19 protein-coding genes are annotated in these 17,783 nt (G+C 66.1%); 12 read left to right on the top strand and 7 right to left on the bottom strand.

The features are described 5' to 3' along the window. Positions 1–5: 5 nt before the first annotated feature. Positions 6–866: a PHP domain-containing protein gene (locus ACODS9_RS17100; protein ID WP_038706583.1), complete on the bottom strand. Its 861-nt coding sequence runs from the start codon at positions 864–866 to the stop codon at positions 6–8. Positions 867–933: 67 nt separating this feature from the next. Here ACODS9_RS17100 and ACODS9_RS17095 point away from each other — a divergent pair, with 67 nt between their 5' ends. The 6 genes from ACODS9_RS17095 to ACODS9_RS17070 all read left to right on the top strand — a co-directional run bounded on the left by ACODS9_RS17095 (position 934) and on the right by ACODS9_RS17070 (position 4,993). Further along, positions 934–1,530 carry a septation protein A gene (locus ACODS9_RS17095; protein ID WP_023631974.1) on the top strand — a complete coding sequence of 199 codons (597 nt, stop codon included), beginning with the start codon at positions 934–936 and terminating at the stop codon, positions 1,528–1,530. A 1-nt stretch (position 1,531) separates the two neighbouring features. Next, positions 1,532–1,831, top strand: a complete 300-nt coding sequence (locus ACODS9_RS17090) for a YciI family protein (protein WP_038706584.1) — start codon at positions 1,532–1,534, stop codon at positions 1,829–1,831. A 138-nt stretch (positions 1,832–1,969) separates the two neighbouring features. Beyond that, positions 1,970–2,362, top strand: coding sequence for an SH3 domain-containing protein (locus ACODS9_RS17085; protein ID WP_046854610.1), 393 nt, complete (start codon positions 1,970–1,972; stop codon positions 2,360–2,362). A 7-nt stretch (positions 2,363–2,369) separates the two neighbouring features. Further along, complete coding sequence (locus ACODS9_RS17080; protein ID WP_038706585.1) at positions 2,370–3,047, top strand: response regulator transcription factor; 678 nt, start codon at positions 2,370–2,372, stop codon at positions 3,045–3,047. Positions 3,048–3,175: 128 nt separating this feature from the next. Then, the gene (locus ACODS9_RS17075) at positions 3,176–3,592 is read left to right on the top strand and encodes a Spy/CpxP family protein refolding chaperone (protein WP_023632412.1); all 417 of its coding nucleotides are present in this window, start codon (positions 3,176–3,178) and stop codon (positions 3,590–3,592) included. Between the two features lie 12 nt (positions 3,593–3,604). After that, complete coding sequence (locus tag ACODS9_RS17070; RefSeq protein ID WP_401106231.1) at positions 3,605–4,993, top strand: sensor histidine kinase; 1,389 nt, start codon at positions 3,605–3,607, stop codon at positions 4,991–4,993. Between the two features lie 36 nt (positions 4,994–5,029). On the opposite strand, the gene ACODS9_RS17065 is transcribed toward ACODS9_RS17070, so the two are convergent. After that, a complete protein-coding gene (locus ACODS9_RS17065; RefSeq protein ID WP_038706586.1) occupies positions 5,030–5,587 on the bottom strand; it encodes an NAD(P)H nitroreductase in 558 nt (185 codons plus the stop codon). 189 nt (positions 5,588–5,776) lie between these two features. On the opposite strand from ACODS9_RS17065, the gene ACODS9_RS17060 reads away from it, so the two are divergent. Further along, positions 5,777–7,231 carry a TrkH family potassium uptake protein gene (locus ACODS9_RS17060; protein ID WP_046854608.1) on the top strand — a complete coding sequence of 485 codons (1,455 nt, stop codon included), beginning with the start codon at positions 5,777–5,779 and terminating at the stop codon, positions 7,229–7,231. Here the strand turns inward: ACODS9_RS17060 and ACODS9_RS17055 are convergent. Then, positions 7,188–8,234, bottom strand: coding sequence for an AraC family transcriptional regulator (locus ACODS9_RS17055; protein ID WP_102684312.1), 1,047 nt, complete (start codon positions 8,232–8,234; stop codon positions 7,188–7,190). The two genes, ACODS9_RS17060 and ACODS9_RS17055, sit on opposite strands and share 44 nt — an antisense overlap. A 154-nt stretch (positions 8,235–8,388) precedes the next feature. Here ACODS9_RS17055 and ACODS9_RS17050 point away from each other — a divergent pair, with 154 nt between their 5' ends. Continuing rightward, complete coding sequence (locus tag ACODS9_RS17050; RefSeq protein ID WP_023631733.1) at positions 8,389–8,700, top strand: Mpo1-like protein; 312 nt, start codon at positions 8,389–8,391, stop codon at positions 8,698–8,700. Positions 8,701–8,801: 101 nt separating this feature from the next. Continuing rightward, positions 8,802–9,386, top strand: a complete 585-nt coding sequence (locus tag ACODS9_RS17045) for an HD domain-containing protein (protein ID WP_401106236.1) — start codon at positions 8,802–8,804, stop codon at positions 9,384–9,386. Between the two features lie 56 nt (positions 9,387–9,442). Here the strand turns inward: ACODS9_RS17045 and ACODS9_RS17040 are convergent, their stop codons facing one another. Continuing rightward, on the bottom strand, positions 9,443–10,258 hold the full coding sequence (locus ACODS9_RS17040; RefSeq protein ID WP_046854605.1) for a UDP-2,3-diacylglucosamine diphosphatase: 816 nt from the start codon (positions 10,256–10,258) through the stop codon (positions 9,443–9,445). Between the two features lie 124 nt (positions 10,259–10,382). Here ACODS9_RS17040 and ACODS9_RS17035 point away from each other — a divergent pair, with 124 nt between their 5' ends. Next, positions 10,383–11,156 carry a helix-turn-helix transcriptional regulator gene (locus ACODS9_RS17035; RefSeq protein WP_489094345.1) on the top strand — a complete coding sequence of 258 codons (774 nt, stop codon included), beginning with the start codon at positions 10,383–10,385 and terminating at the stop codon, positions 11,154–11,156. A 170-nt stretch (positions 11,157–11,326) separates the two neighbouring features. Further along, positions 11,327–12,214 carry a DMT family transporter gene (locus ACODS9_RS17030; protein ID WP_489094344.1) on the top strand — a complete coding sequence of 296 codons (888 nt, stop codon included), beginning with the start codon at positions 11,327–11,329 and terminating at the stop codon, positions 12,212–12,214. Here ACODS9_RS17030 and ACODS9_RS17025 read toward each other — a convergent pair whose 3' ends face one another. After that, positions 12,215–12,496, bottom strand: a complete 282-nt coding sequence (locus tag ACODS9_RS17025; RefSeq protein ID WP_023633166.1) for an Rdx family protein — start codon at positions 12,494–12,496, stop codon at positions 12,215–12,217. A gap of 66 nt (positions 12,497–12,562) precedes the next feature. Here ACODS9_RS17025 and ACODS9_RS17020 point away from each other — a divergent pair, with 66 nt between their 5' ends. Beyond that, the gene (locus ACODS9_RS17020) at positions 12,563–14,749 is read left to right on the top strand and encodes a patatin-like phospholipase family protein (RefSeq protein WP_046854602.1); all 2,187 of its coding nucleotides are present in this window, start codon (positions 12,563–12,565) and stop codon (positions 14,747–14,749) included. A gap of 86 nt (positions 14,750–14,835) precedes the next feature. On the opposite strand, the gene ACODS9_RS17015 is transcribed toward ACODS9_RS17020, so the two are convergent. Together ACODS9_RS17015 and recQ are read right to left on the bottom strand one after the other, a co-directional pair. After that, positions 14,836–15,273 (bottom strand): MarR family transcriptional regulator, encoded by a 438-nt coding sequence (locus tag ACODS9_RS17015; protein ID WP_038706592.1) that lies wholly within the window; start codon positions 15,271–15,273, stop codon positions 14,836–14,838. A gap of 138 nt (positions 15,274–15,411) precedes the next feature. Next, on the bottom strand, positions 15,412–17,559 hold the full coding sequence (gene recQ / locus ACODS9_RS17010; RefSeq protein ID WP_401106247.1) for a DNA helicase RecQ: 2,148 nt from the start codon (positions 17,557–17,559) through the stop codon (positions 15,412–15,414). Positions 17,560–17,783 lie beyond the last annotated feature (224 nt).

Here is a 17,783-nt window from a genome sequence, read left to right as displayed (position 1 = left end):
CCTGTTCATACCGCCATAGGCTGTTCATGTCGGAATCGGCGCCACAGGGGTGGCAGGTCCTCAGGCAATGGCCGGTAGGCACCGATCTCGCCCCAGGTGCCAGGGCCGTGGAAGTCGCTGCCGGCGCTTGCCAGCAGGCCGAACTCACGGGTGAGGATCGACATCGTCCCCACCTGCTCGGGCGGCATCATCCCGTTGACCACTTCCAGTGCCTGCCCTCCAGCCTGAATATAGTCGGCAATCAGCCGTCTGCGCTTGCTGCGGGTCAGTTCGTAGTGCATGGGATGGGCCAGACTCACCCACGCATTGGACTCACGCAGCGTCGCGACAGTTTCCTCAAGCGTCGGCCAGTGCAGCTTGACGTCACCCAGCTTGCCGGCGCCCAGCCACTTGCGGAACGCCTCGCCGCGGTCCTTGACGAAGCCGGCGCGGACCATGAACTCGGCGAAATGCGGACGCGCCGGGGCGTTGCCGCTGTCGCCCAGTTCCTGCTGGACGGCCCGCGCGCCGTCCAGCGCGCCGGGCATGCCCTTGGCCGCCAGCTTGCGGTCGATTTCCTCGGCGCGCAGCCAACGACCACGGTGCAGGTTGGCGATGGCATCGAGCAACGGCGGCGCATCGAGGGGGAAGTCGTAGCCCAACACATGAATGGTGGCGCCGCCCCAGGTGCACGACAGCTCCACGCCGCTGACCCACTGCATGCCGTTGTCCAGGCAGGCCTGGCGCGCCTCCGGCAGGCCTTCGAGGGTGTCATGGTCGGTGAGCGAGAGCGTGCGCACCCCGTGCTCATGGGCCCGGGCGACCAGTGCCGTGGGCGACAGGGCGCCGTCGGAGGCCGTGCTGTGACAGTGCAGATCAACATTCATGGAGGAGCGCTTTCGCAGGAATCGATGTTTGTTATTATGCCGTCACATCCCGCTTCTGGCTGCCACTGTGAAACAATTCATCGATTTCATCCCGCTGCTGCTGTTCTTCATCGTCTACAAGCTTGACCCGCGCCCGGTTGAATTCGCCGGCCACGGCTTCGAGTTCGGCGGGATCTACAGCGCCACCGCCATGCTGATCGTCAGCTCCGTGGTGGTCTACGGCGCGCTGTTCCTGCGCCACGGCAAGCTGGAGAAGGGCCAGTTGCTGACCCTGGTCGCCTGCCTGGTGTTCGGTGGCCTGACCCTGGCCTTCCACAGCGAGACCTTCCTCAAGTGGAAGGCGCCCGTGGTCAACTGGCTGTTCGCCCTGGCGTTCGCCGGCAGCCACTTCATCGGTGACCGGGTGCTGATCAAACGCATCATGGGCCATGCCCTGACACTTCCAGAAACAGTGTGGAACCGCCTGAACGTGGCGTGGATCGCCTTCTTCCTCGTATGCGGCGCCGCCAACCTGTTCGTCGCCTTCACCTTCCAGGACATCTGGGTCGACTTCAAGGTATTCGGCAGCCTGGGCATGACCGTGCTGTTCCTGGTGGCCCAGGGTGTCTACCTGTCGCGCCACCTGCACGATGCCGACCCCTCCACCTCCAAACCCAAGGACTGACATGCTCTACGCCATCATCGCCAGCGACGTCGAAAACTCCCTGGAAAACCGCCTGGCCGCCCGCCCCGCGCATATCGAACGCCTGCAGCAGCTCAAGGCCGAGGGCCGTGTGGTGCTCGCCGGCCCGCACCCGGCCATCGACAGCAACGACCCGGGCGCCGCCGGCTTCAGCGGCAGCCTGATCGTCGCCGAGTTCGACTCCCTGGCCGCCGCCCAGGCCTGGGCCGACGCCGATCCGTACATCGCCGCGGGCGTGTACGCCAAGGTCGTGGTCAAGCCGTTCAAGCAAGTCCTGCCGTAACAGGCTTTACCGGGACGGGCTTCGCAGCGGCAAGCCCGCCCCCACGAAGCCGCTCCCTGCTACACCCCGCGCGGCACTATTCATAAAATCCGACGACTGGCCGACAACCTCCTGAATCGATACGAATCAGGAGTTCCAATGCGTCAAGGTCCGATGTCCCTGCTGCTTTGCCTGTTGCTGCTGTCCCCTTTCGCCGCGGCCGAACAGCCGCTGTCGCTGGAAGCCGGGGCGCGGATCACCGACTTGCAGCAGCGCCTGGAAGAGAGCGAGAAACAGCGCGCGGCGCTGACCCAGCAACTGCAGAACCAGGACAGCGAGCGTGAAAGCGCCCAGCTCGCCCGCCTGCGCCAGGACAACCAGCGCCTGAAGCTGACGATCAAGGAACTGCAGGCAGGCGCCAGCGCCCCGCGAAGCCCGCTGACCGACCAGCAGCAATGGTTCCTGATCGGCTCGGTCGTTGCACTGTTGTCCGCAGTCTGCGGTATCTTAGCCAGCGGCGGACACAGAAGACGCCGGCAATGGTTGAATTGAGTGAGAAATGAGCGAGCTGTTACTGATTGATGATGACCAGGAACTGTGCGAGCTGCTCGGCAGCTGGCTGACCCAGGAAGGGTTTGCGGTGCGCGCCTGCCACGATGGCCAGAGTGCGCGCCAGGCCTTGGCCACCCACGCCCCGGCGGCGGTGGTGCTGGATGTCATGCTGCCCGACGGCAGCGGCCTGGAACTGCTCAAACAGCTGCGCAGCGAACACACCGACCTGCCGGTGCTGATGCTTTCGGCCCGTGGCGAGCCGCTGGATCGCATCCTTGGCCTGGAACTGGGCGCCGACGATTATCTGGCCAAGCCGTGCGACCCCCGCGAGCTCACCGCCCGCCTGCGCGCGGTGTTGCGCCGGAGCCACCCCAGCGCGCCCAGCAGCCAGGTAGAGATCGGCGACCTGATCTTCAGCCCGGTACGCGGCGTGGTCAGCATCGACCAGCGCGAGATGACCCTCACGCTGTCGGAAAGCCGCATTCTCGAAGCCTTGCTGCGCCAACCGGGCGAGCCGCTGGACAAGCAGGAACTGGCGCAGATCGGCCTGGGCCGCAAGCTCACGCTTTATGACCGCAGCCTGGACATGCATGTCAGCAACCTGCGCAAGAAGATCGGGCCGCACCCGGATGGCCGTCCGCGCATCGTCGCACTGCGCAGCCGCGGCTATTACTACAGTCTGTAGGAAATCCGGGGCCGCTGCGCGGCCCTGTCATCTTTACCCAGCCTTTACCCTCGCCTGACCGCCCTTGACCTTGATCTCCCTAGACTGGGCTCATCCGGTAACCACCGGCCCCTGAAAGGAGAGACACCATGCGCAAGACCCTTATCGCCCTGATGTTCGCCGCCGCCCTGCCGACCGTGGCCATGGCCATGCCCGAAGGCGGCCCGCGCCACGACGGCCCGCATCATCGCGGTGACGCGCCTTTCGCCCAGCTGGACCTGAGCCGCGACCAACGCCAGCAGATCGGCAAACTGATGGGCGAGCAGATGAAGCAGCGCCGCGACATCAACGAACGCTACATCGCCAAGCTGCCGGCCGCCGAGCAGAAAGCCCTGAAGGACGAGCTCAAGGCCAGCCACGATAAGACCGAAGGCCAGATCCGCGCCTTGCTCAAGCCCGACCAGCAGAAGAAATTCGACGACCTGCAGAAGGAGCGCGCCGCGCGCAAGGCCGAGTGGCAGGAGTTCCAGGCCTGGAAAGCTGAAAAAACCGGCAAGGCCCAGTAAGCTGTCAGCCCGATGCCCGGCCCGCTTCCCTGCGCGCCGGGCTTTCGCCATTTCCTGGAGGTGCTTGTCTTGCGTTCACTGTTCTGGCGCATCCTGGCCAGCTTCTGGCTGGCCATCGCCCTGGTCGCCGGGCTGTCGATCCTGCTCGGGCACATGCTCAACCAGGACACCTGGATCCTCAGTCGCCACCCGGGCCTGAACAACCTGGCCAGCCACTGGGCCCAGCACTACGAACAGGAAGGCCTGGAGTCGTCGCAACGCTTCCTGGAACGGCGCAAGCAGCGCTACAAGATCGACGTGCAGGTGCTCGACGACAGCGGCGATGCCGTGGTACCCGGCACCTTCCCGCGCCGCGCCGCCGCCTTCGAGGCACGCCAGCACAACGACGAACGTCGCCTGCCGTGGCGCCGCCTGACCGAGGAATACACCAGCCCCGGCAGTGGTGAGACCTACCTGCTGATCTACCGTATCCCCCACCCGGAGCTGGCTGCCTGGCACCGCGAAAGCCTGATCTGGCCGCTCAGCGCCCTGGGCATAGCCTTGGTGGTGCTGACCCTGTTCAGCCTGCTGGTAACCCTGTCGATTACCCGCCCGCTCAGCCGCCTGCGCGGCGCCGTGCACGACCTGGGGCAGACCAGCTACCAGCAGAACAGCCTGGCGCGGCTGGCCGTGCGCCGCGACGAGTTCGGCGTGCTGGCCAACGACTTCAACAAGATGGGCGCACGCCTGCAGAGCCTGATCGGCAGCCAGCGTCAGCTGCTGCGCGATGTGTCCCACGAACTGCGTTCGCCACTGGCCCGGCTGCGCATCGCCCTGGCCCTGGCCGAGCGCGCCGAGCCGGAACAGCGTCAGGCCCTGTGGCCACGCCTGACCCGCGAATGCGATCGTCTGGAAGACCTGATCAGCGAAATCCTCGTGCTCGCCCGGGTCGATGCCGAGCAGGCACATGCGGAGCCGGTGGACCTCAACGCCTTGCTGGGTGGCGTGCGCAAGGATGCCCAGCTGTCAGCGCCGGATCAGGAGGTGCGTCTGGAGATGCAGCCTGGCCTGACCCTGCAAGGCTGGCCGACGCTGATCGAGCGGGCGGTGGACAACCTGCTGCGCAATGCGCTGCGCTTCAATCCGGCCGGGCAGCCGATCGAGCTGCGCGCCAGCCGCGAACAGGACCGTATCGTGCTGAGCGTGCGCGACCATGGGCCGGGGGTGGCGACGGAATATCTGGAGCAGTTGGGGGAGCCATTCTTCCGGGCACCGGGGCAAGAGGCGCCGGGACATGGGCTGGGGCTGGCGATTGCACGCAAGGCGGCGGAGCGCCATGGTGGCAGCCTGAAGCTTGCGAACCATCCGCAGGGTGGGTTCGTGGCTACGCTGGAGCTGCCCAACGAAGTTAGCGCTGGCTGACTGATACAGGGGCCGCCGCGCAGCGGCCCCACTCAATCACTCGCCCCAGGCGCTGACGTACTCGGCAGTTTCCAGGATCGGCGCGGTGCGTGGCTCGGCCATTGGCGTGCCGACATACAGGTAACCGATCAGCTCTTCGTTCTCGGCAAGCCCCAGCCCCTTGTGCACATGGGCATCGAAGGCCATGTCGCCGGTGCGCCATACCGCGCCGATACCCTGGGCATGGGCGGCGATCAGGATGCCATGGGCGGCGCAGCCCGCGGCCAGGCGCTGCTCGATCTTCGGCACCTTGAAGTGATCCTGCAGCCGGGCGATCACCACGATCAGCAACGGCGCGCGCAGCGGCATCGCCCGGGCCTTGTCCAGCGCCGCCTGGGTGGCTTCGCCCTTGGCCTGCACGGCCTCGGCGAACAGCTCGCCGAGCTTTTCCCGGCCCTGCCCTTCGATGGTCAGGAAACGCCAGGGGCGCAGCTGGCCATGGTCAGGCGCACGCAATGCGGCCTGGAACAGCGCCTCGCGCTGGGCGGCATTGGGCGCCGGGTCAGTCAGGCGTGGCACGGAAACACGGTTGAGCAATGCGTCGAGAGCCTCCATGGGCTACCCTCCTGGCAGATTGAAAGTGCGGCCATTCTGCACCATCGAGGGGGATCGTGGGAGCGGGCTTGCCCTGCGATCCAGCCATCGCGGTGCAAGCCCGCTCCGTTGAGGCCAGCAATCGGCGTTTACAAGACCCGGCCCACAGGTAGAATGGCGCCCTTTCCGTAGCGAGTCAGAGCAGATCACATGGCGTTGCCGACCTTAAGGATCATTGGTTTCATCATCGGCATCTTCCTGATCACCCTGGCGGTGAGCATGGTGGTGCCCATGGCGACCCTGGTGGTCTTCGAGCGCACCGGCGACATGCCGTCGTTCCTCTGGTCGAGCCTGATCACCTTCCTCGCGGGCCTGGGCCTGGTCATCCCCGGCCGCCCCGAGCACGTGCACCTGCGCCCCCGCGACATGTACCTGCTGACCGTCAGCAGCTGGCTGGTGGTCTGCGTGTTCGCCGCCCTGCCCTTCCTGCTGACCCAGCACATCAGCTACACCGACGCCTTCTTCGAGAGCATGTCCGGCATCACCGCCACCGGCGCCACCGTGCTCAGCGGCCTGGACAGCATGTCGCCGGGCATCCTGATGTGGCGCTCGATGCTGCACTGGCTGGGCGGCATCGGCTTCATCGGCATGGCGGTGGCGATCCTGCCGTTGCTGCGCATCGGTGGCATGCGCCTGTTCCAGACCGAGTCCTCCGACCGCTCGGAGAAGGTCATGCCGCGCTCGCACATGGTCGCCAAGTCGATCGTGGCGGTGTACGTCGGCATCACCGTGCTCGGCAGCCTGGCCTTCTGGTGGGCGGGGATGGGCCTGTTCGATGCGATCAACCACGCCATGTCGGCAATCTCCACCGGCGGGTTCTCCACCTCCGACCAGTCCCTGGCCAAATGGGACATCCCTGCGGTGCACTGGGTCGCGGTGGTGGTGATGATCATGGGCAGCGTGCCATTCACCCTGTACGTCGCCACCCTGCGCGGCCACCGCCGGGCGCTGATCAAGGACCAGCAGGTGCAGGGTCTGCTGGCCATGCTGGTGGCCACCTGGCTGGTGCTCGGCACCTGGTACTGGGCCACCACCGAGTTGCACTGGCTCGATGCCCTGCGCCACGTGGCGCTGAACGTCACCTCGGTGGTCACCACCACCGGCTTTGCCCTGGGCGACTACAGCCTGTGGGGCAACTTCTCGCTGATGTTGTTCTTCTACCTGGGCTTCGTCGGCGGCTGCTCCGGCTCGACGGCCGGCGGTATCAAGATCTTCCGCTTCCAGGTCGCCTACATCCTGCTCAAGGCCAACCTCAACCAGCTGATCCATCCGCGCGCGGTGATCAAGCAGAAATACAACGGCCACCGCCTCGACGAAGAGATCGTGCGCTCGATCCTGACCTTCTCGTTCTTCTTCGCCATCACCATCTGCATCATCGCCCTGCTGCTGTCGCTGCTGGGCGTGGACTGGATGACCGCGCTCACCGGTGCCGCCGGGACCGTCTCGGGCGTCGGCCCGGGGCTGGGCGAAGTGATCGGCCCGGCCGGCAACTACGCGACGCTGCCGGATGCCGCCAAATGGATCCTTGCCGGCGGCATGCTGCTGGGCCGCCTGGAGATCATCACGGTGCTGGTGTTGTGCATGCCGGCGTTCTGGCGTCACTGACCGACAGGCGCGTGCGGTACTCGCTCGGCGTGCTGTCGAACCAGCGGCGGAACGCCCGGTAGAAGTTGCTCGGGTCGGCGAAACCCAGCAGGTAGGCGGTTTCCAGCAACGTGGTGCCAGGCTGCGCCAGGTACTGCTCGGCCAGTTCGCGGCGGGTGTCGTCGAGCAGGGTCTGGAAGCTGGTGCCCTCGTCCTGCAGGCGCCGCTGCAAGGTGCGCTGCGAAAGGTGTAGGGCCTGGGCCACGGTTTCGCGCTTGGGCTCGCCCTGGGGCAGGATGCGGCACAGCACCTGGCGCACGCGGTGGGTTACCCGGCTTTCCGAGAAACGCGCCAGGTACTCACCGGCGAAACGGTCGTGCAGCACCGCCATCGCCTCGTTGGCGGTAGGCAACGGCGCCTCCATGTCGGCGCGTGCGAACACCAGCGCGTCATGGGGCGCGCCAAACTGCAGTGGCGCGTGGAAAGCCACCTTGTACGGCTCGACATTTTTTGGCAGGGCGCCCTGGATCAGCACCCGTCGTGGCTGGATTGGCCGCCCGCTGAGCCAGGTGCACAACGCCAGGGCGCAGGCCAGCGAGGCTTCGGCGCTGTGCCGGGTCGGCGGCAGGTGGTCGCCATGCACGGTCAGCACCAGGGCGTAGCCGTCGGGTTCGTGGCGAAAGCTCAGGTCCGAACTCTCCGCGATGATGCGCTGGTAGCGCACCAGGCGCTCGAAGCCCTCGGCCAGGGTGCGGCTGGACATCAGCGCATAGCCCACCACATGGAACGAGGCCGGCCGCACCACCCGGGCCATGTTAAGGCCGATGGCCTCGTTGCCCGACAATTCGACCGCCAGCTGCCACAGGCGGGTCATCGAATCCTGGGTGAATCGCGCGTCGGGGTCGTCGAGGGCGGCGAAGTCGAGCCCGAGCTGCTTGAACATGGCCGGACAATCGAGCCCTTCCAGCTCGAGTGCCTTGACGATCCCTGATGCCCAGCTGGCTGACGTGGTTCTCTCACTCATGACAGGCTCTTGTGCTGACCGCTCCTGCGGTGAACTGAAAGGATACTCAATTGGCGCCTATTGTCACTGGCCACGGCACCCAGTGACTCTAGACTCGATTCAGGCTCCACGCCGTGTATCCTGTCAGCAAGACCCGCAGATCCGGAAGCCCGCCATGACCCGCACCGCGCAGTTCCGCAGTTTTGCCGAGTTCTATCCCTATTACCTGGGCGAGCACAGCAACCCCACTTGTCGCCGCCTGCATTTCGTCGGCACCAGCCTGGTGATCGCCCTGCTCGCCTACAGCATCGGCAGCGGCAAGTGGCTGTTGCTGCTGGCCGTGCCGCTGGCCGGCTATGGCTTCGCCTGGGCCGGGCATTTCTTCTTCGAGAAGAACCGCCCGGCCACCTTCAGCCACCCCTGGTACAGCCTGGTCGGCGACTTCGCCATGTTCCGCGACATCCTGCTGGGCCGCCTGAGCCTCTGAATCGGCCCGCAAGGCCAGGTTCGCGTCCCGGCCGGCCACTGCCAAAGCCCGGATCCTGGCCAACACTGCGGTATGTTCCCCGACACGAGCGGCACGCGGTGATGAGCAAGCAAGCCAGTTTCAGCCACATGCGCGATGGCACCGCCCAGGACTGGGCGATCATCGCCGACGACTTTCGCGCCTACGCCCAGCAGCTGCCCCAACGCATCCTCGCCCACCTGCGCCTGCTCGACGGCGACTTCGGTGGCTTCCCCATCGACCGCCTGAGCCATTCCTTGCAGACCGCCAGCCGCGCCCACCGCGACGGTCGCGATGAAGAGTACGTCGTCTGCGCCCTGCTGCATGACATCGGCGACACCCTGGGCAGCTACAACCACCCGGATATCGCCGCGGCGATCCTCAAGCCGTTCGTCAGCGACGAGAACCTGTGGATGATCGAGAAACACGGGATTTTCCAGGGCTACTACTTCTTCCACCACCTGGGCATGGATCGCCACCTGCGCGAGCAATTCCGCGATCACCCGCATTACCAGCGGACCCTCGAGTTCTGCGCCCGCTACGACGCGGCGGCGTTCGATCCGAACTATGAAAGCCTGCCGCTTGCGTTCTTCGAGCCGATGCTGGAGCGCTTGTTCGCCCAGCCCAGGCAGTCGATCTACAAGGCGGCCCTGCAAGCCACCGCCTGATCTGCCACTACCGATAGCGGGCTTGCCCCGCGATCACTGGCACAGCCGACAAGACACTAGGCCGGCTCGCCCAGCTCCGCCAAACGCAGCGCCGCCTCCCGCGCCTGCGCCTCGGCAAACCGATACAGCTCGATCCGCCCGTCCCAGTGTTCGATCAGCGCCGTGCACGACTCCACCCAGTCGCCGCAGTTGAGGTATTCCACCTCGCCCACCTGGCGGATCTCGGCATGGTGGATATGCCCGCACACCACACCATGGAAACCACGCCGGGTGCACTCGTGGGCGATGGCGTCCTCGAAGTCGCTGATGAAGTTCACCGCGCCCTTGACCTTGTGCTTGAGGTACGCCGACAACGACCAGTAGCCGTAGCCATAGCGGGCGCGCCAGTGGTTGAGCCAACGGTTGAGCACCAGGGTGAACTCGTAGGCACGGTCGCCAAGAAAAGCCAGCCAGCGGTGGTAGCGGGTAATCACGTCGAACTGGTCGCCGTGGATCACCAGCAGGCGCCGGCCGTCGACGGTGAGGTGTTCGGCCTCGTCCACCAGCTGGATGTTGCCCAGGATCAGTTTCGAGTAGCGCCGCAGGAATTCGTCATGGTTGCCAGTAACGTAGATCACCTCGGTGCCACGCTTGCTCAGGGTCAGCAGGCGGCGGATGACATTGGTGTGGGCCTGGGGCCAGTAGATGCCGCTGCGCAGTTTCCAGCCATCGATGATATCGCCGACCAGGTAGATGCGCTCGGCCTGGTAGCCCTTGAGGAAGTGCGCCAGGTGTTCGGCCTGGCAGTCGCGGGTGCCCAGGTGCACATCGGAAATCCACAGGGTGCGGACACGCTGCTTGCGTGACGGGCGAAGGGGTTCGGCGTGGCTCATGGGCAGGCTCCGGCGCTGTTTGCTGGAGACTGGCAGGCGCAGGTGACAGATTGGTGGCAGGTACATGACCATCCTGCCTTCGCCTGCAGGTGTACAATCTTCGCCTGCCCCGTGAGGACTCACCATGACCGCCGGCCCCTTGCTCTCGTTGCGCCATTACCGCCACGACCTGATTGCCCACAGCCACGACCATCCACAGTTGGTGTTCGGCCTCGGCGGGCGCCTGGATTTCGAGGTGGATGGCCGCGGCGGCCGGGTCGCTCGCCAGGATCTGATGGTGGTTCCCGCCGGTGCCCACCACACGTGCGGGAGCCGCGAGGGCAGCGATTGCCTGGTGCTGGACGTACCGGGCGGACACTGGCTCGGCGATCATCTGGGCGAGCACGCCGACGACAGCCGCCGCCTGCTCGACCGCCCCGGCCCATTGAGCCTGGACAGCCGACAACAGCAGCTGGTGGACTGGCTGGCAACCAGCCCCGTGGACGACCCGCTGATTGCCCGCCAGGGCGCGGTGTTGCTGTTGGCCAGCCTCAATCCACAGGCCTGCGCACCGGTACTGGCCAGCAGGCGCCTGCCCTATGCCGCCTTCGACCGCCATATCGAGCAGCACGCCGCCTACCCGCTGCAGGTCGCCGACCTGGCGAGGCTGGCCGGGCTGTCCAGTGCGCGGCTGCATGCACGGTTTGCCAGCGAGTGTGGCCTGACGCCGATGGACTACATCCGCCAACGGCGACTGACGATGGCACGCCGACTGTTGCGTGAGACGGTGTTGCCGGTGGGCGAGATCGCCGCGCGCGTGGGATATGGCTCGCAGAGCGCATTCAGCGCGGCGGTGCTGCGGGCGTTCGGCTGCACGCCGCTGGCGTTGCGGCGCGAGTCTGGCGACAAGGAACGCTAGCTGGGCGACAGAAAGCGCCTGCAGTTTTTTTTACACTGCAGCCACTATTTCTGGCGCTTGTACCGGCCCTTCGCCGGCAAGCCGGCTCCCACAGGATCGCGCGCACCTCTGTGGGAGCCGGCTTGCCGGCGAAGGGCCGGTAAAGGAAACCTCACACTCTAGGGACCACCATGAACCACCGCACCGCCCTCGGCGCCCTGCATATCGGCGCGCTGTTCTTCGGCCTGACTGGCGTCTTCGGCAAACTGGCCGCCAGTGCCAGCCCCTCGATCATCGTCTTTGGCCGTGCCGCGTTCGCCGTGCTGGCCCTGGGCCTGTTCGCCGGCCTGGCGCGCCAGGCCTGGCAACCGCTGCGCGGCCAGGACCTGCGCCGCCTGTTGCTGGGCGGTGTGCTGCTGGCCGGGCACTGGGTGAGCTTCTTCATCGCGGTCAAGGTCGGCGGCGTGGCCATCGCCACCCTCGGCTTCGCCAGCTTTCCGGCATTCACGGTGATTCTTGAAGGCTTATTGCTCCGTGAACGCATCCGCCGCAACGAGGCTGTGCTGGTGCTGCTGGTAAGCATCGGCCTGGTACTGGTCACCCCCGCCTTCGACCTGGCCAGCGAGGCCACCGGCGGGCTGCTCTGGGCGCTGCTCTCGGGCCTGCTGTTCTCGCTGCTGTCGCTGACCAACCGCGCCGGCTCCGGGCGCCTGCCCGCCGTGCAGGCGGCGCTGTGGCAGAACCTGGTGGTAAGCCTGTGCCTGCTGCCGTTCGCCGCGCCGGGCCTGGCTGCGGTGGCGCCCATGGACTGGCTATGGATCGCCCTGCTCGGCATCTTCTGCACCGGCGTCGCCCACAGCCTGTTCGTCGCCAGCCTCGCGGTGATCAAGGCACGTACCGCCGCGGTGGTGTTCGGCATGGAGCCGGTCTACGGCATCGCCGTGGCCTGGGTGGTGTTCGCCGAACAGCCGACCCTGCGCATGCTCGCCGGTGGTGCCTTGATCATCTTCGCCATCATCCTGTCCAGCCGTCTGGCCGCCGAGCAACCCACCCGGCAGACCGTGGCCGAAAGCGCCTGATCAGCGATCGTTGTGACCCAGGTCGCGCTGCGGATCGATCTGGTCACGCACCCGCTGCTTGAGCGCCTTGGCCTCGGGGAAGCCGCCGTCGGCCTTGCGCTCCCAGATCTGCACGCCGTCACAGGTGATGCGGAACACCCCGCCGGTACCAGGTTCCAGGGCGACCTGGCCGAGGTCGTCAGCGAAGGTGCTGAGCAACTCCTGCGCCAGCCAGGCGGCGCGCAGCAGCCATTGGCACTGGGTGCAATAAGTGATGACAATTTGTGGCTTGCTGTCTGCCATGTCGGGGAACTCCGTAGGAAGGGCCGCTTATACTAGCGGTCTTTACCCTCTGGTTTGAGACTCACGATGCGCCGCCTGCTGTTCTGCCTCCTGCTGATGCTCACTTCCATCACCTTGCATGCCGCCGAAACGGCACGGCCGAAAATCGGCCTGGTGCTGTCGGGCGGTGCCGCCCGCGGCCTGGCCCATATCGGCGTACTCAAGGCCCTGGAAGAACAGGGCGTGCGTATCGATGCCATCGCCGGCACCAGCATGGGTGCGGTGGTTGGCGGGCTGTACGCCTCGGGCTACAGCATCGCCGAGCTGGAGAAACTGGCCACTACCCTGGACTGGCAACAGGCATTGTCCGACGCCCCGCCGCGCAAGGACGTGCCGTTCCGACGCAAGCAGGACGACCGCGACTTCCTGGTCAAGCAGAAGCTGAGCTTTCGCGACGACGGCAGCCTGGGCCTGCCGCTGGGCGTGATCCAGGGCCAGAACCTCGCCCTGCTGCTGGAAAGCAAGCTGGCCCATGCCGCCGACGTGCGCGACTTCGACAAGCTGCCGATCCCGTTCCGCGCCGTGGCCACCGACATCACCAGTGGCGAGAAGGTGATCTTCCGTCGTGGCCACCTGCCCCAGGTGATCCGCGCCAGCATGTCGATCCCGGCAGTGTTCGCCCCGGTGGAACTGGACGGTCGGCTGCTGGTGGACGGCGGCATGACCGACAACATCCCGGTGGACGTGGTGCGCGAGATGGGTGTGGACCTGGCCATCGTCGTCGACATCGGCACCCCGCTGCGCAACCGCAAGCAGCTGGCCACGGTGGTCGACGTGCTCAACCAGTCGATCACCCTGATGACCCGGCGCAACTCCGAGGAGCAGCTGGCCAGCCTGCGCCGCGAGGACATCCTCGTCCAGCCGCCGCTGTCCGCGTTCGGCGTCACCGACTTCGGCCGCGCCCAGGACATGATCGATGCCGGTTACCGCGCCACCCGCGCCCTCGATCCGCGCCTGGCGGCGCTGCGCCGGCCCGAGGGTGACAGCAACCTGGCGGTGGCGCGTTCGCCGAAGCAGCGCACGCCGATCATCACTGCCATCAAGGTGGAGAACGACTCCAAGGTCAGCGACGACGTGATCCGCTACTACATCCGGCAACCCATCGGCGAGCCGCTGGACCTCGGCCGCCTGCAGACCGACATGGGCACCCTCTACGGGCTGGACTACTTCGACCAGGTGCAATACCGCGTCGCGCACAAGGGCGATGAACACACCCTGGTGATCAACGCCCGCGGCCGGCGAGGTGGTACCGATTACCTGCGCCTGGGCCTGAACCTGTCGGACGACCTGCGCGGCGACAGTGCCTTCAACCTTGGCGCAAGCTACCGGGTCAACGGCATCAACCGGCTCGGCGGCGAATGGCTGACCCGGGCCCAGATCGGCGACGAACAGGAGCTGTACAGCGAGTTCTACCAGCCGCTGGACGTGGGTTCGCGCTACTTCATCGCCCCCTACCTGGCCCTGGGTTCGCAGAATGTCGAGGCCACCCTGGACAACGACCCGGTGGCCGAATACCGCCTCGAGCGCTACGGCTTCGGGCTCAATGTCGGGCGGCAGATCGGCACCTACGGCGAGGTGCGCCTGGGCGTGGGCAAGGCCTGGGGCAACGCCGAGGTGCGCATCGGCGACCAGGACCTGCCCAAGGTCAGCTTCAATGAGGGCTTCTACGAGCTCAAGTACTCCTTCGACACCTTCGACAACGTCTACTTCCCGCACAGCGGCGAAGACATCGGCCTGACCGTGCGCAAGTACGACAAGTCGCTGGATTCGGACCAGAACTACCGGCAGTGGCTGTTCAACCTGGACAAGGCCATCAGCAGCGGGCCGAACACCCTGGTGCTGGGCGGGCGCTACGGGCGCACTCTGGACGATGCCGAAGTGGTGACCTCCAGCTTCGTCTTCGGCGGCGCACGGCAGCTATCGGGGTTCCGCCAGGACTCGATCTCCGGGCAGAACATGAGCCTGCTGCGCATGGTCTACTACCGCCGTCTGACACCACGCGCCTACCTGCCGCTGGACTTCCCGCTGTACCTGGGCGGCTCGCTGGAGCGTGGCCGTGCGTGGAACAACGACAACGAGTTCGACAGCGGCTACATCAATGCGGCGAGCATCTTCCTGGGGCTGGAAACGCCGCTGGGGCCGTTGAACCTGAGCTATGGCGCCAACGATGCGCATGAGAAGGCGGTGTACCTGAACCTGGGGCATACCTTCTAAGCGGCAAGCGGCAAGCTTCAAGCCCCAAGAAAAAGCGGATCGCGTAGGTACACAGATCCGCTTTTTCTTGAAGCTTGCAGCTGCTGTCAGGACTTCTCGAGATTATCGAGAATCTTCGCATGCACGCGCATGCACACTTCCAGGTCGGCCTCATCGACCCCGGTGAACAACTCGAGCCGCAACGCATTGGCGATGGTCTCGATCTGGTCGATCAGCGGCTTGGCCGGCGGGCACAGCAGGATTTTCTTGGCCCGACGGTCTTCCATCACGGCCTGGCGGCGCACCAGCCCCTGGCTTTCCAGGCTGTCGAGCAGGCGCGCCAGGGTCGGGCCCTCGACGCCCACGCTCTGGGCCAGCTCACGCTGGGTCGGCGCCTCGTCGAACCGGGCCAGGTGCAGCAGCACCAGCCAGCGGGCTTGCGACAGATTGAGCCCGGCCAGGCGGCGGTCCAGCTCGGCGCGCCAGCCTCGGGACATCTGGGCCAGCTGCATGCCGAAGCGGTGTTGGTTGTCGGTCAGGGGCATAAGTAACTCAATGAATAGAACTAATTATTAGCCAGCTAACCATGGCCCGACCGATCAGGCAAGGTTCGACGCCATGGAAATGGCTGATAATCATGTAAGGGTATGACAAAGGTCAGCAAATGGCACAAATGCCGGCAATCACACGCCGAACTCCACCGCCAGCGCCGCCCGCACGCAGTGCAGCACACCTTCCGGCACCCGCTGGCCGAACAGCGGCGCCACAGCGGACACCGGCGGCAGCTCGCCCTCGCCGTCGAGGAAGGCATCCTGTACTTCCATCATCAGCTCTTCGGGCAGGTCCAGCGCCTGCTCCAGGCTCAGTTCCTGGCGGCCGATGGCCTCGGCCAGCAAGCTGTAGACGTTCTTCTCGGTGCAGTTGAGTTGCCCGGCGATCTGCGCCGGCGTCATGCCGGCGCGGGCCAGGCTGACCAGTTCGTGGCGCAGGTCGAGCACCACCTTCGGCGCTTCCTCGGTGCCACCGGCGCCATTGAGCACCTCGAGGAAGGCCTGGCCGTAGCGCTCCAGCTTGCGCGCGCCGACGCCACTGACCTGGGCCATGTCGCTGAGGCTGGTGGGCATGCTGCGCAACATCTCCAGCAACGTGGAGTCGGGGAAGATGACATAAGGCGGCACGCTGTGCTCTTCGGCCAGCTTGCGCCGCAAGGTGCGCAACGCCTCCCACAGTTCCCGCTCCTCGGCGCGCACCAGCTGGCTGGCCGGGCTGCCGCCACTGCCGCCGGACGCCTTGGCCACGGTCTGCGGCTTGAGGTCGCGGCGCAGTTGCAGGTTCACCTCACCGCGCAGCAGCGGCCGACAGGTGTCGGACAAGCGCAGGCCGCCGTAGCCTTCCAGGTCGATGTCCACCAGCCCGCGCGCCACCAACTGGCGGAACAGCGAGCGCCATTCGGCCTCGGCCAGCGTCTTGCCGACGCCGAACACCGACAGTTTCTCGTGGCCGAAATTGCGCACCTTCTCGGTGTCCTTGCCCAACAGCACATCGACTAGATGGCCGACACCATAGCGCTGGCCGGTGCGGAACACCGCTGACAAGGCCTGGCGCGCGGGCTCGGTGGCGTCCCAGGTCTGCACGTTGTCGACACAGTTGTCGCAGTGTCCGCAGGGCTGCTCCAGCACCTCGTCGAAATAGGCCAGCAACGACTGGCGGCGGCAACGGGTTTCCTCGCAGAGGGCCAGCATGGCGTCGAGCTTGTGCTGCTCGATGCGCTTGTGGCGCTCGTCGCCCTCGGAGTTCTGCAGCATCTGCTTGAGCATCACCATGTCCTGCAGGCCGTAGGCCATCCAGGCGTCCGACGGCAGGCCGTCACGACCGGCACGGCCGGTCTCCTGGTAATAGGCCTCGAGCGACTTGGGCAGGTCGAGGTGGGCAACGAAGCGCACGTTGGGCTTGTCGATGCCCATGCCGAAGGCAATTGTGGCGACCATGATCAGCCCTTCCTCGTTGAGGAAGCGGTGCTGGTTGGCGGCGCGGGTCTCCGCAGCCAGGCCGGCGTGGTACGGCAGCGCCGGGAAGCCCTGGTCGCAAAGGAAGGCCGCGGTCTCGTCGACCTTCTTGCGCGACAGGCAATAGACGATGCCGGCGTTGCCGCGCCGCTCGCCGAGGAACGCCATCAACTGCTTGCGCGGCGCCTCCTTGGGCACGATGCGGTAGAAGATGTTCGGCCGGTCGAAGCTCGACAGGAAACGCTCGGCGCCCTGCAGGTGCAGGCGCTGGACGATCTCCTCGCGGGTGCGCATGTCGGCGGTGGCGGTCAGGGCGATGCGCGGTACATGGGGGAACAGCTCGGCAAGCTGGCCCAGCTGCAGGTACTCGGGGCGGAAGTCGTGGCCCCATTGCGAGACGCAGTGGGCCTCGTCGATGGCGAACAGGGAAATGTCCAGGCCGCGCAGGAAGTCCAGCATGCGCGGCTGCACCAGGCGCTCTGGGGCCAGGTACAGCATCTTCACCTCGCCGCGGCGCAGGCGCCCGGCCAGGTCGCGCTGCTGCTCGGCGCTGAGCGTGGAGTTCAGCGCAGCGGCGGCCACGCCCAGCTCGTCGAGGGTGGCGACCTGGTCGTCCATCAGCGCGATCAGCGGCGACACCACCACCGTCAAGCCAGGGCGCAGCAAGCCGGGCACCTGGAAGCACAGGGACTTGCCGCCACCGGTGGGCATCAGTACCAGCGCGTCGCCACCGCCCGCCACACATTCGATGATCGCTGCCTGGCGCCCGCGGAAACTATCGTAACCGAAGACATCCTTGAGGACGCGCTGAGCCTGTTCGAGCATTTGCCACTCCAAAATCGCCGTACCATCCTGGACTCAGGCTGGACGATAAATCCGCCGCGCACACACCGAATGCGTAAGCGGTTTTTGCCGGATGGCCGCAAAACGCCACCTGGCACGAAAAACAGCGGAGTATACCCGACTGCCGCGTACCCCGGCATGCCCCGGTGACAGACGTTCGCTTTGCCCCGCGAGCGCCGCAAGGTGCTAGAATTCAGCATCGTTTA

It is taken from the genome of Pseudomonas sp. FG36 (genome assembly GCF_057809275.1).
Note: the sequence above shows the minus strand (reverse complement) of the source record. Positions and strands in the feature narration are given on the sequence as shown.

Bases quoted from the DNA above. Each gene is read 5' to 3' on its own strand.
- ACODS9_RS17020 (WP_046854602.1), top strand. From the start codon at position 12,563: ATGCGCCGCCTGCTGTTCTGCCTCCTGCTGATGCTCACTTCCATCACC.
- ACODS9_RS17070 (WP_401106231.1), top strand. From the start codon at position 3,605: ATGCCCGGCCCGCTTCCCTGCGCGCCGGGCTTTCGCCATTTCCTGGAG.
- ACODS9_RS17055 (WP_102684312.1), bottom strand. From the start codon at position 8,234: ATGAGTGAGAGAACCACGTCAGCCAGCTGGGCATCAGGGATCGTCAAG.
- ACODS9_RS17100 (WP_038706583.1), bottom strand. From the start codon at position 866: ATGAATGTTGATCTGCACTGTCACAGCACGGCCTCCGACGGCGCCCTG.
- ACODS9_RS17075 (WP_023632412.1), top strand. From the start codon at position 3,176: ATGCGCAAGACCCTTATCGCCCTGATGTTCGCCGCCGCCCTGCCGACC.
- ACODS9_RS17065 (WP_038706586.1), bottom strand. From the start codon at position 5,587: ATGGAGGCTCTCGACGCATTGCTCAACCGTGTTTCCGTGCCACGCCTG.
- ACODS9_RS17035 (WP_489094345.1), top strand. From the start codon at position 10,383: ATGACCGCCGGCCCCTTGCTCTCGTTGCGCCATTACCGCCACGACCTG.
- recQ (WP_401106247.1), bottom strand. From the start codon at position 17,559: ATGCTCGAACAGGCTCAGCGCGTCCTCAAGGATGTCTTCGGTTACGAT.
- ACODS9_RS17025 (WP_023633166.1), bottom strand. From the start codon at position 12,496: ATGGCAGACAGCAAGCCACAAATTGTCATCACTTATTGCACCCAGTGC.
- ACODS9_RS17015 (WP_038706592.1), bottom strand. From the start codon at position 15,273: ATGCCCCTGACCGACAACCAACACCGCTTCGGCATGCAGCTGGCCCAG.
- ACODS9_RS17090 (WP_038706584.1), top strand. From the start codon at position 1,532: ATGCTCTACGCCATCATCGCCAGCGACGTCGAAAACTCCCTGGAAAAC.
- ACODS9_RS17050 (WP_023631733.1), top strand. From the start codon at position 8,389: ATGACCCGCACCGCGCAGTTCCGCAGTTTTGCCGAGTTCTATCCCTAT.
- ACODS9_RS17085 (WP_046854610.1), top strand. From the start codon at position 1,970: ATGCGTCAAGGTCCGATGTCCCTGCTGCTTTGCCTGTTGCTGCTGTCC.
- ACODS9_RS17060 (WP_046854608.1), top strand. From the start codon at position 5,777: ATGGCGTTGCCGACCTTAAGGATCATTGGTTTCATCATCGGCATCTTC.
- ACODS9_RS17030 (WP_489094344.1), top strand. From the start codon at position 11,327: ATGAACCACCGCACCGCCCTCGGCGCCCTGCATATCGGCGCGCTGTTC.
- ACODS9_RS17045 (WP_401106236.1), top strand. From the start codon at position 8,802: ATGAGCAAGCAAGCCAGTTTCAGCCACATGCGCGATGGCACCGCCCAG.
- ACODS9_RS17080 (WP_038706585.1), top strand. From the start codon at position 2,370: ATGAGCGAGCTGTTACTGATTGATGATGACCAGGAACTGTGCGAGCTG.
- ACODS9_RS17040 (WP_046854605.1), bottom strand. From the start codon at position 10,258: ATGAGCCACGCCGAACCCCTTCGCCCGTCACGCAAGCAGCGTGTCCGC.